Annotated in this window: 15 protein-coding genes; 14 read left to right on the top strand and 1 reads right to left on the bottom strand. The window is 45.3% G+C overall.

Features of this window, described 5'->3' with window-relative positions; translation table 11 throughout:
• The 8 genes from K6C05_RS02025 to K6C05_RS01990 all read left to right on the top strand — a co-directional run.
• Positions 1–990, top strand: a 990-nt coding sequence (locus K6C05_RS02025) for an aspartate-semialdehyde dehydrogenase (protein WP_296730730.1), incomplete at its 5' end; no start/stop codon positions are given.
• 84 nt (positions 991–1,074) lie between these two features.
• A complete protein-coding gene (gene miaA / locus K6C05_RS02020; RefSeq protein WP_296730728.1) occupies positions 1,075–2,019 on the top strand; it encodes a tRNA (adenosine(37)-N6)-dimethylallyltransferase MiaA in 945 nt (314 codons plus the stop codon).
• Between the two features lie 18 nt (positions 2,020–2,037).
• Positions 2,038–2,277: an RNA chaperone Hfq gene (hfq, locus tag K6C05_RS02015; protein ID WP_296730727.1), complete on the top strand. Its 240-nt coding sequence runs from the start codon at positions 2,038–2,040 to the stop codon at positions 2,275–2,277.
• Between the two features lies 1 nt (position 2,278).
• A complete protein-coding gene (dut, locus tag K6C05_RS02010; RefSeq protein WP_296730725.1) occupies positions 2,279–2,743 on the top strand; it encodes a dUTP diphosphatase in 465 nt (154 codons plus the stop codon).
• Between the two features lie 2 nt (positions 2,744–2,745).
• Positions 2,746–4,074, top strand: a complete 1,329-nt coding sequence (locus tag K6C05_RS02005) for a replication-associated recombination protein A (RefSeq protein WP_296730724.1) — start codon at positions 2,746–2,748, stop codon at positions 4,072–4,074.
• Positions 4,075–4,193: 119 nt separating this feature from the next.
• Entirely contained in the window at positions 4,194–5,042 is an 849-nt protein-coding gene (locus K6C05_RS02000) for a ChbG/HpnK family deacetylase (protein ID WP_296730723.1), read from the top strand.
• 19 nt (positions 5,043–5,061) lie between these two features.
• Positions 5,062–6,090 carry a glycosyltransferase family 2 protein gene (locus K6C05_RS01995; protein WP_296730722.1) on the top strand — a complete coding sequence of 343 codons (1,029 nt, stop codon included), beginning with the start codon at positions 5,062–5,064 and terminating at the stop codon, positions 6,088–6,090.
• 14 nt (positions 6,091–6,104) lie between these two features.
• Positions 6,105–7,766 (top strand): DUF6056 family protein, encoded by a 1,662-nt coding sequence (locus K6C05_RS01990; protein ID WP_296730719.1) that lies wholly within the window; start codon positions 6,105–6,107, stop codon positions 7,764–7,766.
• 142 nt (positions 7,767–7,908) lie between these two features.
• On the opposite strand, the gene K6C05_RS01985 is transcribed toward K6C05_RS01990, so the two are convergent.
• On the bottom strand, positions 7,909–9,669 hold the full coding sequence (locus K6C05_RS01985; protein WP_296730717.1) for an NFACT RNA binding domain-containing protein: 1,761 nt from the start codon (positions 9,667–9,669) through the stop codon (positions 7,909–7,911).
• A 397-nt stretch (positions 9,670–10,066) separates the two neighbouring features.
• Here K6C05_RS01985 and K6C05_RS01980 point away from each other — a divergent pair, with 397 nt between their 5' ends.
• The 6 genes from K6C05_RS01980 to K6C05_RS01955 all read left to right on the top strand — a co-directional run bounded on the left by K6C05_RS01980 (position 10,067) and on the right by K6C05_RS01955 (position 16,507).
• A complete protein-coding gene (locus K6C05_RS01980; protein WP_296730716.1) occupies positions 10,067–11,467 on the top strand; it encodes an L-fucose/L-arabinose isomerase family protein in 1,401 nt (466 codons plus the stop codon).
• A 1-nt stretch (position 11,468) separates the two neighbouring features.
• The gene (locus tag K6C05_RS01975) at positions 11,469–12,290 is read left to right on the top strand and encodes a transketolase (RefSeq protein ID WP_296730713.1); all 822 of its coding nucleotides are present in this window, start codon (positions 11,469–11,471) and stop codon (positions 12,288–12,290) included.
• On the top strand, positions 12,283–13,212 hold the full coding sequence (locus K6C05_RS01970) for a transketolase C-terminal domain-containing protein (RefSeq protein ID WP_296730711.1): 930 nt from the start codon (positions 12,283–12,285) through the stop codon (positions 13,210–13,212). The genes K6C05_RS01975 and K6C05_RS01970 overlap by 8 nt, the downstream gene beginning before the upstream one ends.
• A 1-nt stretch (position 13,213) precedes the next feature.
• The gene (glpK, locus tag K6C05_RS01965; protein WP_296730710.1) at positions 13,214–14,701 is read left to right on the top strand and encodes a glycerol kinase GlpK; all 1,488 of its coding nucleotides are present in this window, start codon (positions 13,214–13,216) and stop codon (positions 14,699–14,701) included.
• Positions 14,702–14,783: 82 nt separating this feature from the next.
• Positions 14,784–15,776 (top strand): D-ribose ABC transporter substrate-binding protein, encoded by a 993-nt coding sequence (locus K6C05_RS01960; RefSeq protein ID WP_296730708.1) that lies wholly within the window; start codon positions 14,784–14,786, stop codon positions 15,774–15,776.
• A gap of 89 nt (positions 15,777–15,865) precedes the next feature.
• A complete protein-coding gene (locus K6C05_RS01955; RefSeq protein ID WP_296730706.1) occupies positions 15,866–16,507 on the top strand; it encodes a DUF2291 domain-containing protein in 642 nt (213 codons plus the stop codon).
• Positions 16,508–16,519 lie beyond the last annotated feature (12 nt).

Raw genomic sequence — 16,519 nt, 5'->3', positions numbered from 1 at the left:
CAGGAATTCCTGAATCTTATAGAGGAGCGTAAATTTCCTTTCGCAAAGCTCAAGCTGCTTGCTTCAAAGCGCTCTGCCGGCAAGAAAATTCAGTTTATGGGCAAGGAATATACCGTTGAGGAGGCTACAGAAAACTCCTTTGATGATGTGGATATAGCCCTCTTTGCAGGTGGTTCCATAAGCAAAACATTGGGTCCTGCAGCTGCCAAGGCTGGGGCTGTAGTCATTGATAATTCCAGTACTTTCCGCATGGACCCTGAGGTGCCATTGATTGTACCTGAAGTTAATCCGGAGGATATTTCCTGGCATAAAGGTATTATTGCCAATCCAAACTGTTCTACCATTATTATGGTGATGGCACTGAAGCCTCTTTATGATGCTTCCAAAATCAAGAGGGTAGTTGTTTCTACCTATCAGGCTGTTTCCGGTGGCGGTAAGGAAGCCATGGCTGAGTTGGAGCAGCAGGTAAAGGATATCAATGATGGCAAAGAGGTGGTTGCCAATATATTGCCTGGGGCTGCCCTTAAAAAGCATTATCAGATAGCATTCAACCTTATTCCGCAGATTGATGTATTCAAGGATAATCTCTACACCAAGGAAGAGATGAAGATGATTGATGAGACCAAAAAGATCATGAATGATGATGATATGCGCATCACTGCAACCACAATTCGTGTTCCTGTATATCGCAGTCATGCTGAGTCTGTAAATGTGGAATTCGAGGATGAGGTATCTGTGGAAAAAGCCCGTGAGGTGCTGGCCAAATTCCCAGGTGTGACTCTCAGGGATAATCCTGATGAGCAGGAATATCCAATGCCACTTATGACTTCCGGGAAGGATGATGTGGAAGTCGGTCGTATCCGTAAGGATTATTCCATTGAAAATGGATTGAATTTCTGGGTATGTGGTGACCAGATTCGCAAGGGTGCTGCATTGAATGCCCTTCAGATTGCTGAATATATGATCGAGCATGATATGATAAAAAAATAAATACAATTTTGGGTTAGGTTGCATTGACTACTGCTTGTAGTATATTATTATTGGCAGTAGTCTTTTTATTAGGAAGAATTGGGGATGGCAGCGATGTATAACAATGAAAAGGAAAAACTTATCGTTCTGCTGGGGCCTACTGCTTCCGGCAAGACCGGATTGGCTGTTGAGCTTGCCAGGCGACTTGATACGGAAATTATTTCCGGTGACTCCCAGTTGGTATACAGAGGCTTTGATGTTGGAGCTGCGAAGCCTGATATTAAAGAGCGTGGCGGTATCAGGCACCATTTGATTGATATATTGCCACCGGAAGCAGGCTTCAATGTAACCGATTTCGTTGGTATGGCCAAGCCGCTGATTTCTGAGTTGAATTCCCAGGGGAAAATTCCCATTTTGGCTGGTGGTACCGGACTATATATAAAATCCCTTATAGAAGGCTATCAGTTCAATAAAACGGCAGGGGATGATTCCTATCGACAAAAGCTTGAACAGTTGGGGGCCGAAAAGGGGAAACAATATGTTCATGATATGCTTCGGGAGGTGAATCCTGAAGCGGCAGACAGAATTCATGTCAATAATTTCCGCAGGGTAGTGAGAGCCCTGGAGGTATACCATATCGGCGGGGAGCAGATTTCTGATTCCCATGAGGTGGAACTGGTATATGATGTATATGTTGCCGGCTTATGCTGGCGACGGGAAGAGCTTTATGATAGAATAAACAGAAGGGTCGATACCATGGTGGAGCAGGGGCTGACAGACGAAGTCAGGGACTTGCTGAATCAGGGACTGTCACCGGATTCACAGTCCATGCGGGGCATCGGCTATAAGGAAATGCTTGGATATGTGACAGGGTCGAGGTCTCTGGAGGATACTGTCGACCTTATAAAGAGAAATACAAGACATTTTGCCAAGAGACAGCTCACCTGGTACAGGAAGATGCCCTATATTCATTGGTTTCATCCATATTTGTACCGTGGTAATGGCTTGGCGGATAATGTTGTCTGGAATATAGGGAGATTTTTTCAATAGAACTGGAGGAGGGGTATTATGACATCTAAGGTAATCAATTTGCAGGATAGTATTTTGAATCAGGTAAGAAAGGAAAACATACAGGTTTCAATTCACCTGATAAATGGTTTTCAGATAAAGGGTTTTGTCAAGGGCTTTGATAATTTTACTGTAATTATTGATTCCATGGGCAAACAGCAGCTGGTTTACAAGCATGCAATTTCTACAATTACTCCCGGACGACCACTGGAGAATATAGGTATCGAGAAGAAGGAATAAAATGAGCACAGTAGAAAGGAAAAGAGGCTTTGAGGTAGTTGGGGCCTTTGCTGCGCAAGACATAAACCTGCCACGGCGTAAGACAGGTGGCAGTGCCGGCTATGATATAGAAGCAGCAACTGATACTGTTTTGGAGCCGGGCAAGGTGGTGCTGGTTCCTACAGGACTCAAGGCGTATATGGCTCCAGATGAATACCTGGGGATACATGTCCGGTCAGGTATATCAATCAAGAATACGGTTTCCTGCATCAACAGCCAGGGAATAATTGATTCCGATTATTATAATAATCCTGATAATGAGGGGCATATTATGGTCCCTCTTATAAATCACGGGAATAAAGAGTTTTTTATCTCAAAGGGCACCCGTATTGCCCAGGGTATTTTCTACAAATATCTGACTGTTGATGGTGATGATGCCGGAGCAGGATCAGAAAGAAAAGGTGGTTTTGGTTCCACCGGGGTGTAAACATGGATTTGGGTATGGATTTATTTGCAGCGGCTGAGCAGTCTGACAACAGCAAGTATGAGCCCCTTGCCCAGCGTATGCGGCCAAGAACCTTTGATGAGTTTGTGGGGCAGGAAGACGCTGTAGGCAAAGGGAAATATCTGAGAAAGATGATTGAGAAGGACCAGCTTCCTTCTTTAATTCTTTATGGTCCGCCAGGAACAGGCAAAACCACCCTGGCACAGATGATTGCGACCATCACCGACAGCTGCTTCAAAAAGCTTAATGCTGTTTCAGCCGGCATTGGTGATATACGGAAAATCGTCGATGAAGCAGCAGAGCAGCGGCGGTTTTATCAAAAGAAGACAATAATTTTTATAGACGAGATTCATCGCTTCAATAAAAGTCAGCAGGATGTACTCCTGCCATATGTGGAAGATGGGCGACTTGTCCTGATCGGTGCCACCACGGAAAATCCTTTTTTTGAGGTTAATCATGCACTTCTTAGCCGTGTGCGGATAGTACGGCTGTCTGCCCTGTCGGATAGTGACCTGATGCATATTATGAGATTAGCACTTTCGGATAGTGAACGGGGCCTTGGCAAAAGAAAGCTGCAGGCCACTAATCAGGTCCTTGATGCCATAGCCCAGTTGTCCGGGGGCGATGGACGAATGGCGCTTAATCTTTTGGAGCAGGCTGCGGCCATGGCTGAGGATGGCAGTGAGTTATCAATGGAGCTGCTGGGCAGTATTTTTGGTGAACGGCTGCAGAGCTACGATAAAAAGGGTGATAACCACTATGATACTGTATCAGCCTTTATCAAGAGTATGAGAGGCAGCGATCCTGATGCTGCAATTCATTATCTGGCCAGGATGCTGGCAGGCGGTGAAGATATAAATTTTATAGCCCGTCGTGTGGCAATTTGTGCGGCTGAGGATGTTGGCAATGCCGATCCCTTTGCTTTGGTGGTGGCCATGGCAGCGGTTCAGGCAGTTCAGTTTGTGGGGATGCCCGAGGCCCGGATACCGTTGGCAGAAGCGGTTACATATGTGGCATCAGCTCCCAAAAGCAATGCGGCATATATGGCGATAGATGCCGCCCTGGGGGATGTCCGTCACCGTGATTGTGGCAGTGTCCCTGAGCATCTTCGGGATTCCCATTACAAAGGAGCTGCCAAGCTGGGACATGGGATTGATTACAAATATGCCCACAATTATCCTCATCACTTTGTAAGGCAGCAGTACCTGCCAACTGCCATGAAGGGAATTACCTATTATCACCCGACCTCCAATGGTCGGGAAGCAAGGCTGGGGGAATATCTCAAGTCCTGTTGGCCTGAAAGATACAAATAAAATGAGATTTGTTCATATTTTTTAGCTGAATTGATTCTTTGATTTAAGGGTGCTTGCTTTCTGCCTTGAGGGAAGGCAGGCACCCTTAATACGATAATTTTGGAAATGGATTGATATAGATGAAGCGTTTAATTATCAATGCTGATGATTTTGGCAGACATAAGCTGATAAACGAGGCCGTTGAGCAAGCTGTGGAAAAGGGAATCCTCCGTTCTGCAACCCTGATGCCGGGTGCTGAGGCCTTTGATCAGGCGGTGGATATTGGCAGACATCATTCAGAATTGGGGGTAGGAATTCATTTTACCCTGGTGAATGGCTTTCCTGTATTGCCTCCGGGGGAAATCCCATCCTTGGTTAACGAAAAAGGTGTGTTTGCCGATAATCATGCAGCTTTTGTGAAGAAATGGCTCAGTGGCAGTATCAATATGCAGGAAGTTCGTTCTGAACTTGGGGGACAGCTGAGCAAGATGCAGCAGACAGGCTTAAGTCTTACCCATGCTGACAGTCATCAGCATATGCATACCCTGCCGGGGATTATTGATATTGTGCTGGATTTGGTGCAGGCCTCGGGGATAAAGGCTCTTCGCATTCCCAAGACTCCTATTTTTACAGGAGAATTTGGTGGTCTGGGGCAAATGATTGGACGATTGGGACTGGGAACCCTGGCCATTCTGGCTGGGAGAAAAGCATTGGCCAGAGGACTGGCGGCACCTGATCATTTTGCAGGTATTGTAGCAGGAGAAGCTGTTTCAACACAGTATCTGGCATCGCTGATCAGGGATTTGAAGCCTGGAACCACGGAGGTCATGATGCACCCCGGGGTAATAAACGGTCAGCTTGTCAGGGATACCGGCTGGGAGCACGATTTTGAGGCAGAGCTTGATGCAATGCTTTCCCCGGATATTTTGAACACACTTCATACAAATCATATAGAGATTACAAATTTTAGGGCCTTGGTACAAGACTAAAGGGAGATAGGTCATTAAGATGGAAACAATCACTATTATTGTGCCCTGCTTTAATGAGCAGGAGGTGCTTGAGCATTTTTACAGTAAGGTCTCTGAAAGTATTAGCGAAGTAAAAAACTGCAGGTTCAGTTTTTTGTTTATAAATGATGGCAGTACAGATGATACCTTGGCTGTATTGAGACAATTAGCATCAAAAAATGATAATGTGTCATATATTGGATTATCACGCAATTTTGGTAAGGAGGCAGCCATGCTTGCCGGGCTGGATTATGCTGATGGTGATGCGGTGATTATTATGGATGCAGATCTGCAGCATCCACCCCAGCTGATTCCTGAAATGGTTGACTGGTGGCACAAGGGCTATGATGATGTATGTACCAGACGGACTAATCGGACTGATGAGTCATGGTTTAAGCGAAATATGGTTAATCTGTTTTACAGGGTGATGGGCGTATTTTCAAAACATAAGCTGCAGCGGGATGTGGGGGATTTTCGCCTGCTTGACAGGCGCTGTGTTGCGGCTATGTGCCTGTTGCGTGAGAGCCAAAGATTTACCAAGGGGCTTTATACCTGGGTGGGATATAAGAAGAAGGAAATTCCCTTTACTGTTCAGCCCAGAGCAGCCGGTAAGTCTACATGGTCTTATATACAGCTTTTTAATCTTGCTATTGAAGGCCTTACCTCATTCTCTACAGCACCCCTTCGCATGACAACCCTGCTGGGAATTGGGGTATCAGTTCTGGCTCTTACCTATATGTGCTTCGTATTTTTTAATGCCCTGTGCTATGGTGATCCTGTAGCCGGGTACCCAACCTTGATGACGGTATTGTTGTTCTTGGGGGGCGTGCAGCTTCTTTCCCTGGGGATAATAGGAGAATATCTTGGGCGGGTGTTTGCCGAGAGCAAGGGAAGACCGCCTTATCTGGTGGATGAACTAAATGGAGATAAAGTGATATATGATAATACCGGCAATACCTTTTCAAGGGCCGTCAGGAAAAAAAGGCCGACACCCTGTGATAATGGGAAAGAACATGAGGGCCAAGAATAAGGAGTGTGATATACTTGTCACGGAATAAAAAGTGTATGTGGCAGACTTTCTATGTGCTTGCGACTATCTTTGTGCTGATGCTGGTGCTTAACATGCTGATGCCCCTGCACCGTGATGATTATGATTATTCCATGATATATATGACCAATATTCATATCGAAAATTTTGGTGATGTATGGAATTCTGTGGTTCACCACTATTTTGTTCATGGTGGACGAATGGTTACAGTATTTTGTCTGGTTTTATTCCTGTGGATAGGAAAAACCTGGTTTGATATTGTTAATGGATTGATGTTTGTAGCTTTGGTGGCACTCATATACCTTCATGCCATCAGGAAAACGGAACTGACAGGAAACCCGGTTATGCTGGCCTTGACAGGGCTCCTGGCCTGGCTTTCCTTTCCGCATTTTGGGGAAGTGGCAATTTGGAAAAGTGGGTCCACGGTGTATTTGTGGTCTGCAGTACCGGTGGCACTGTTTTTATTGCCCTATAATATTTCTTTGACCCAAAAGGCTCCAAATTTTAAGGAGTGGATGGCACTTCCCATGTTTCTTTTGGGCGTCCTTGCCGGTTGGTCCGTGGAAAATCTGGCCGTTACCGTGGTATGTACAGCTGGGGGAATTGCCTGTTATTTATACAGGAAGAAGAGACTGCAGGCCTGGATGGTTTCGGGCTTTTTCGGTGCTTTCCTTGGTGCAGTGGGTCTTTTGGCAGCTCCCGGCAATTATGTCCGATACGGGATTCAGGAGCAGGACGAAGGCTTTCTGCTGCACGTAGGTAATCAGTTTGCCGGAAACGGTGAAATGATACTTTATATATTTCCCATTATTTTGCTGCTGCTTACGTCGTGGAGGATATTCAGTTCTATTTTGGCTGTGCAGCAGGGAGTGATCATGGAAAAAAAGCCTGCCGGAATCAGTATGGGCCAATGGCTGATTATGGGTATGATACTGATTTTGGTAATATCATATTTTAATGGCAGTTTCGTGGCCTGGAAGCTCAGGGACGCTTTCTATATACTGGCTTTGGTACCTGCCGGTCTTACGGAACCGGGGATAATGGAGAAAATCAATAATATATTCAGCGGCTTTGAGGAGATGGCCATATATTGGCTGGTTGTTTTTTTGATTTATTCTGTGGTCAAAACAAAAATGGGATTCGACAGGTATAACAGGATGATACTGGCTCAAAATGTCAGACCCGTTGATATATGGAACAGGTGGCCATCGGTACGCTATGCCGGGAGCATGATTGCATTGGCAATCTTTAACAACCTGGTCATGTTGGCTGCACCTACCTTTCCGGCCAGGGCAACATTCAGTTCGGTGGGGATGATTATTATAGCAGCTATTTCAGTTATGCATACCCCTGAAATAGGTGATTATTTTGGTAAATATGCCAGGCCGGCCTTATATGCCGGTGCCGTTGGTATAGGCATGTTTACAATGGTTTCGGCCTTAGTGGTGATGAATACGGTTTACCATGAGGAAAGTTTGCGCACTAAGATTGTGCAGGAAGCGGCCTCTGATGGGGCTGCCGTGGTGAGCCTTGAACCGATTCAGATAACAAACAGGGCCTTGCGCCATGTTTTTTTTGTGGATTATGATAACGCCTTCAGTAAAAAATGTCTTTGCAATTATTATGGTATTGATGATATTCAGCTGAAGGGCAAGTGATATTGCCGGTGAGTTTTTTCTGCCTTTCGGGGCCAGCCAGTGAAAAATTATGAAATCGAATAGGCATTTTCTTCAAGGTATAATTAAAAATGGCGTAAAAAAAGTACAGGTACTTCCCTTTTCCGGAAGAACCTGTACTTTTTTATATGTTTATCTGTTTCAATAAGGGCTGCATTATTTCCTCGTCAGGGGTTACATAAAGAGTGTTGTGCCTGGTAAAAACTACAAATCCCGGTTTTGCGCCGGAAGGCTTTTTGATAAATTTGCATCGGGTATAATCCACAGGTACCTTGGAAGAGCCTGCTGCCTGACTGAAATGCACGGCCAGGCAGGCTGCAGTCAGGAGAGTATTTTCAGAAGGCTCCTCACCCTGACAGCGGATTATAACGTGGGACCCAGGGATTTCCTGGGTATGAAGCCACATATCATCGGGGTTGCTGATTTTGAATGTCAGCCGGTCATTCTGATAATTGTTTTTTCCTACCAGTATTTGCGTGCCGTCCGGTGCAGTGAATTTAAAAGGCTGGGACTGTTTTACAGCCGCGTGCTTTCGCATGCTTTCATGCAGAATTCCTCCGGCTATGAGTTCACTTTTTATATCACTGATCTCAGCGATGGTGGATGATGCTTTCAGGGAAGCTTCTATGGAGGAAAGGTATTTTATATCCTCATGGCATTTTGTCAGTTGCTCCTCCAAAAGAGCTTTACCCCTTTTCAGTTTATCATATTTTTTGTAGTAGGCCTGTATATTTTGACTGATGGATAACCGCTGATCAAGGGAAATGGTGATGCTTTCACCGTTTTCACTATAAATGTTGTCTACGGTTATACTTTCATCAGCCCTGTCCTGGAGCTGATACTGATATGTCATGAGATTGTCAGCCTTTATGCGGTATTCCTCGGCGTTGTCAGAATCGGCAATATCCTTTTCCAGCTTTGTTACTTTGTTTTGGGCACGGGAAAGCTCGTTTTTTATAAGCTTGGTGAACTTTTCCCTGTCGGGGGGCTGATAGCTTCCCGACAGCTCAGAGGCCTTTGCCAGCATTTCACTGATGCTGTCAAAGGTGAGGACAGTGTTATTATCAGTGAAATAATGAAGAGTAAAGGCTGCTGTGGCCAATAGTTTTTTATTTTTGTCCAATACGATACACGACTTGTTTTCCGAAGAGGAAAGAGCGTTCTTCAGTTCATCCAGGGAGCTTTTCAGAGATGCACAGTCGGCATCATCCATATCCTCTACGGGTAAATTGGCGGCAATGCCAGCGCCAAAAGCTGCTTCCCTTGCCGATACCGGACCAAAACCAAGGCAGGTGTCCAAAACAGCCTTGCTGAGCTTCAACTCCTTTTTACTGTATATGGTGGATGCGATATGTTCTGTGGAATCTCTTAGAATATTCAGCTTGTCCTGTGCCGGAGGCAAAATGTACTGGCCCCCGGGCAGCACTGTGCGTATACGGCTGGAGTTGGTACCCACCTTGCGCAGTGCATCTATGATGATATTGTCCTGTACCAGTATGATATTGCTGTATTTTCCAATTAACTCAATAACAAGGGCTTTGCTCACGATTTGTCCGCCGGCTGCCATTACATCCATGGTAATTGTTATAATACGGTCCAGACCGTGTTGAGTGATGTCGGCTATACGGGCAGTTTCAATATGCTTTCTCAGTACCATGCAGAACATTGGAGGCTCAGGAGGATTATCCGGGGCCTTTTCAATGATGTGAACTGCAGGATTTTGCGGGTTGATTGATATGTGCAGTAAAAGATTTTTGCCTGGCTGTCGCAACGATATGATAATGGATTGCTTGTTTGGCTGATTTATTTTATCAATGCGTCCACCGGTGATAGCGCCTTGGAGCTCTTGAACAAGTGGGTACATTGAAAGACCATCTAAACTCATGATGATAATTCCTCCATAAAATGTGATGTCCATTAGATAATACAGATTAAGAATACCATTTAGAATATACACGGTCAAATTGTGGGCTTGAAGAACAGGTTGTAAAAAAATACTTAAATTTTATAAAAATATTTTAGTTAAAGCTTTTAAGCTAATTATTAATGCTAGACTGATTAGTTATGTTTTATATTAGAAAAACTTTTATTACAGGAGTATAATAATAAAACAATGCTAAATAATATTGATTTCGCGCTATATACTAAAAAACACTAAAAAATTATTGTAAAATTTATATATAAAATGCTATAATGTTTTTGAAAAAATACTGATTTTTTACAAATTCAGGAAATGGGATCGTGTATTGTGTAAATGTATATAGATTCAGGGGGGTAAATGAATGGATAAGATTAAGTTGGGGTATGCACCTACCAGACGCAGTATTTTCAGTGCGCCGGATGCCATCAAATACCGTGGGCTTACCCGCCAACGGTTGGAGGCGCTGGGAATCGAGTTTGTTGATATTGATGATATCAATGAAGAAGGGCTCCTGTACGACGAGAATGATCGGCTGAAAATTGTTGAAAAGTTCAAGAAGGAGAAGATTGACGGACTCTTTTTGCCACATTGTAATTTTGGTACTGAATACCTTTGTGGTCGTTTGGCTAAGGATATGAATGTACCTGTATTGTTGTGGGGGCCTCTTGATGAGCGTCCTGAACCAAATGGTGTGAGACTTCGTGACACTCAATGTGGTCTCTTTGCAACCGGTAAGGTGCTGCGCCGTTTTCAGGTTCCATTTACCTATATGACAAATTGTCGGTTAAGTGATCCTGTATTTGAGCGTGGTATCCGGGATTTTCTGGCAGTATGCAATGTAGTAAGGACCTTCAGGAATATCAGGATTCTTCAGATTGCACCCCGCCCTTACGACTTTTGGACGACTATGTGCAATGAGGGAGAGCTTTTGGAGCGGTTCAATATTCAGTTGGCGCCAATACCAATGCCTGAGCTTATGGATGCCGTAAAGGCAGCCAAGGCAGAGGGTACAGAGGTGCAGAAGGTAGTAGATTATTGCCGTGAAAAAATGGAGATTAAAATCAAGGATGATGAGCTGACCAATGTGGCTGCCCTCAAGGTAGGAATGTCTAATCTGATTAAGAAGTATGGCTGTAATGCGGCTGGAATTCAGTGCTGGAATGCCCTGCAGTCAGAGCTGGGGATTATGCCGTGTGCCGCCAATGCCCTTCTGAATGATGAGGGAATTCCTGTGGTATGTGAAACCGATATTCATGGTGCTATTACGGCTCTTCTGGTGGAGGCTGCAGGAATGGGAACCACCCGATCTTTCTTTGCTGACTGGACCATTCGCCATCCGGATATAGAAAATGGTGAATTGCTCCAGCATTGCGGTCCATGGCCTATATCAATTGCCAAGGAAAAAGCCCAGCTTACCTATCCATTGGCCTTTGATCATCCTGGTGCCCTTACTGCTGAAGCCCGTCATGGTGATATTACCCTTTGCCGTTTTGATGGAGATAATGGTGAATATTCCATGCTTTTGGGAAATGCCAAGGGAGTTGAAGGCCCTAAGTGCATGGGAACATATTTGTGGATTGAGGTGGAGAATATCAAGCGGCTCGAAGCCAAGGTGGTTGAGGGACCATATATTCATCACTGTGTCGGCATCCATAAGAATGTAGTGCCTGTACTTTATGAGGCCTGCAAATATATAGGCGTAAAGCCTGATCTTTATGATCCTGTTGAAGAAGATGTAAAGGCATATTTGAGAGGTGAATAAAATGAATCTTGAAGCAAAGGCGATTGATATCCGTAAGGATATAATTGATCTGATTTACAAGGCGGGGTGTGGCCATATTGGTGGTGACCTTAGTGTTACCGACATACTGGTGGACCTTTATTACAAGCAGATGAATGTAAGTCCTGAAAATATCAATGACCCGGATAGGGACCGGTTTGTATTGAGCAAGGGACATTCTGTGGAAGCATTATACTGTGTGTTGGCGGATAAGGGATTTTTTGACAAAAAGGAACTCTTTGATACCTATTCCGGATATTTATCCAAGTATATTGGTCATCCAAACAATAAGATAAATGGTGTGGAAATGAATACCGGTTCCCTAGGACACGGCCTGGGAGTAGCAGTTGGCATGGCCCTGGCCGGTAAGATGGACAACCGCAGCTACAGAGTATATGCGGTCCTGGGGGACGGAGAAATGGCAGAAGGCTCCAATTGGGAAGCCATTACTGCAGGAGCCCATTATAATCTGGATAATCTGACAGCTTTTGTGGACCGCAATCGGCTGCAGATTTCAGGGACCACAGAGGAAGTTATGACAGCTGACAGTCAGGAGAATCGTTGGGCTGCCTTTGGCTGGAATGTATTGTCAATCCCGGGAAATGATATAACGGCCATAGACAGTGCTGTCAGCCTTGCCAAGGGTACGGCCGGCAAGCCTACCGTTATAATTGCCAACACCACCAAGGGATGTGGAGTGTCCTTCATCGAAAACAAAGCAGCATGGCACCACAAGGTTCCTAATGAGGCTGAGTATCAGCAGGCTATGAAGGAGCTTTCTGAAAGGAGGGCACAGTATGAATAAGATAGCAAATAAACAGGTCATAAATGATGTTTTGCTGGAGGAATCAGCCAAGGACAAGGATATTGTGGTACTGTGCAGTGATTCAAGGGGTTCTGCAGGGATGAAGCCTTATGCGGAGCAACGGCCTGAGCAGTTTATTGAAATAGGTATTGCCGAACAGAACCTCGTTTCTGTTGCGGCCGGATTGGCTTCCTGCGGAAAGAAGGCATATGCCGTATCACCGGCCAGCTTCCTTTCCACCCGCAGCATGGAACAGGCCAAGGTGGATGTAGCTTATTCCAATACCAATGTTAAACTGATTGGTATCAGTGGTGGTGTAAGCTATGGCGCCCTGGGGATGACACACCATTCTGCTACAGATATTGCTACCATGGGTTCCATGCCTAATATGAGGGTATATCTGCCAAGCGATCGCCTGCAGACAGAATGCCTTATCAGGACATTGCTAAAGGATGATAAACCTGCTTATATCCGCATCGGACGAAATGCTGTAGAGGATGTTTATCAGGAAGGAAATGTTCCCTTTGAGCTTGACAGGGCCACACTGGTAAAGGATGGCTCAGATGTTACTATTATTGCCTGTGGCGAGCTGGTGGGGGATGCCAGGAAAGCTGCACAGGAGTTGGAAGAAAAGGGGATTTCTGCCAGGGTACTTGACATGTACTGCGTAAAGCCAATAGACAGGGATGCTGTAATCAAGGCTGCCAAGGAGACTAAACTCATTGTCACCGTGGAAGAGCATACCATGTACGGTGGTATGGGTTCTATTGTTGCGCAGATAGTAGCCGGCAACGCCCCAGTCAAGGTAGTGAACCTGACATTGCCTGATGAGCCGGTGATTACCGGTAAGTCCAGAGAAGTATTCAGCTATTATGGCCTGGATGCAAAAGGAATTGTAAAAACTGTTATGGAGCAGCTTTGATATGGCAAAATATGTTTTGGGAATAGACCAGAGTACTCAGGGGACCAAGGCATTGCTCTTCGAGGAGTCAGGCAGGATTGTCTGCCGAATTGACAGGCCTCATCGGCAGATTATCGACGACAGGGGCTGGGTTGAGCACGATCCTGAGGAGATTTGGAATAATCTGTTGGCCATTGCCAAGGAGCTTTTTGAACAAAATAATATTTCTGCCGGTGATCTGGCGGCGGTCGGCATAAGCAATCAGCGTGAAACAGCCATGGCCTGGGACAGAAATACAGGCAAGCCTCTATACAATGCCATAGTATGGCAGTGTGCCAGAGGGGCAGATATATGCCGGCAGTTGGACCGTGACGGCTTTGCCGAAAAGGTAAAGACAAAAACCGGTCTGGCGCTTTCACCTTATTTTTCGGCAGCCAAGTTGTCCTGGCTGGTACATAATGTACCTCAGGTAAAGGCAAAAATGCAGGATAATTCCCTGGCTATGGGAACCATGGACAGCTGGCTGGTATATAAGCTTTCCGGTGGCAAGGTCCATAAAACTGACTATTCTAATGCTTCAAGGACAGAACTGTTCAATATCAACACCCTGAAATGGGATGATGATATATGTCGCAGTTTTTGTATAAGTACATCAGTGTTACCTGAAGTGTGTGATTCGGATGCCCTGTATGGATATACAGATTTTGATGGATTACTGGATGCACCGGTACCTATTCATGGGGTGTTTGGGGATTCTCACGCTGCCCTTTTTGGACAGGGGTGTCACCTGCCGGGCATGACAAAGGCAACCTATGGTACAGGTTCATCAGTCATGATGAATATAGGGGATGAGCCAATCGAGAGCAAAAAAGGGCTTGTTACATCCCTGGCCTGGAGCATAGGTGGTAAACCGGAATATGTCCTGGAGGGAAACATCAACTATACCGGGGCATCAATCAGCTGGCTGAAGGACAATGTGGGATTGATTGACAGTGCCGGGGAAACAGCTGAATTCTCCAAGAAGGCCGCTTCTGCCGACAAAACATATTTTGTTCCGGCATTTTCCGGACTGGGAGCGCCCTACTGGGAAAGTGATGCAACAGGTATGTTTACGGGAATTACCCGGGTTACCGGCAAGGCCGAAATTATTAGGGCTGTGGTAGATTCCATAGCATATCAGATTGCCGATATTGTCAGCCTCATGGAAGAGGAATCCGGCAAGAGCATAAAAGCCCTCAGGGTTGATGGTGGACCGACGAGGAATGATTATCTGATGCAGTTTCAGGCGGATATTCTTAATAAGCCTGTTGAGGTTTCAGCTACGGAAGAATTGTCGGCTATGGGAGCAGCTTATGCAGCAGGTATTGCAACAGGATTTTATGAAAAAGAGAAGGTTTTTAAATCCATTTATCGAAGTAATTACATGTCGGGAATGGATGAAAAGATGCGATATCATCTCATCAGTGGCTGGAAAACCGCTGTGAAAAGGGTTCTGGTCCATGTCGAGTGATTTTGGATTTAGCAGGGTAATGCCTAGCCCTGATAAGTCATAAACCGTTTTCCAATTACTATTAAAAGGAGGAAAAAACAAGATGGGTAAATTCAAGAAGGTGCTGGCGCTGGTAGCGTCACTGTGCATGATGGCAATGCTTATTGCCGGTTGTGGTGCAGACAAGAAAGCCGATAATGCTGGGGACAAGGCGCTGAAGGGGGGCGGCTCCAATATTATCTATATCATCACGCCATCTCATTCCAATCCGTTCTTCAAGACTGAGGCCGATGCAGCTGCTGCTAAGGCAAAAGCACTTGGTTATGAAGTAAAAATGGTTTCTCATGATGACGATGCTACCAAACAGTCTGAACTTTTTGAGAACGCAATTTCCGACAAGGCTGCAGCAATTATCTGCGATAACGCAGGTGCTGATGCAACCGTAGCCGCTGTTAAGAAGGCTCGTGAGGCCGGTATTCCTACTTTCCTGATTGACCGCGAAATCAATGCAAGCGGTGTTGCAATCTCCCAGATTGTAGCAAACAACTATCAGGGTGCAAAGGCTATTGCTGAAGCATTTGTAGAGAAGATGGGCGAGAAGGGCGAATATGCTGAGTTGCTCGGTAAGGAATCCGATACTAATGCAGGTGTTCGTTCCAAGGCATTCCATGAAGTTATCGATCAGTACAAGGATATGAAGATGGTTGCCCAGCAGACTGCAAACTGGGAGCAGACCGAAGGCTTCCAGAAGACTGAGACCATTCTCCAGTCCAATCCTAACATCAAGGGTATTATCTGTGGTAACGATACCATGGCTGTTGGTGCTGTAGCTGCTGTTAAGAATGCAGGACTTCAGGGCAAAATCGCCATTATCGGTGTTGACGGTTCTGATGAGGCCGCTGCTGCTATCAAGGCTGGCGACATGACCGGTACTGCTTTGCAGCAGGCTGCAAAGATTGCTGAAATGGCAGTTGAGCAGGCTGATAAGTATCTCAAGACTGGCTCCACCGGTTTGGATGAAAAGCAGCTGGTAGACTGCATTGCAATTACTGCAAAGAATGTAGACAAGCTGAAGACTTTCGTATACAAAGAGTAATTCTTAGGGCTTAAAGAGCATAGGTGAGGGTGGACAATAGGCGGTTCACCCTTTTTCCTTAAAAATTGGAAAACGAGGAGTACACAATTATGAAGAAGAGAATTAGCTTAATTTTAATGATCTGCCTGGTAATGGTATTCTCCTTAACTGGCTGCGTCAAGGTAGTCCAGATTGGTCATGAGGATGAGATTACCGGCAACAAAAAATTTGATGCTGCCAGCTCCGTGGAAGAAATATGGGAATCTCAGGCAGTACCTGAATTAAAGGAAAATGCAGTGGAACTGCCAAAACTTCTGAACGAGGCAAATGGTACATTGAAGGCCGTAGCAGGTAAATACGGCAAGTATTCCATGGGTGATTCCGGTGAGTTGAGCTTTGTAGTGAAAGGGCAGGGCCAGATTACCGAGGTCAATACAGAGAAAAAAGCTGGATACATGGTTGTTAAGCTGGACGGATATAGTGGCCCTATGGTTGTCAAACTGCAGATTGGTAGTGTGTTCAAGGGCTCAGCTCTCCGGGACAGCCTCAGCTTTATTAAGTATGAAGATTACACCAATCAGGTAGATTGGGCTAAAATATCCCAGAGCATTCATGATGTTGTGGCAAAGGATGTAATTGCTCCGGCCAAGGTTAGCGAGCTCAATGGGAAGACTGTTGAATTCACCGGTGCTTTCACTGTTGACAAGCCGGATGAAATTCTTATTACTCCGGCAGAATTAATCGTTAAGTAAAGGAGGCAGCTG

It is taken from the genome of Anaerovibrio sp., from assembly GCF_024697385.1.
Classification (GTDB): Bacteria; Bacillota; Negativicutes; order Selenomonadales; family Selenomonadaceae; genus Anaerovibrio.
The sequence above is the reverse complement of the archived record's forward strand: the minus strand, read 5'-3'. Positions and strand labels throughout refer to the sequence as shown.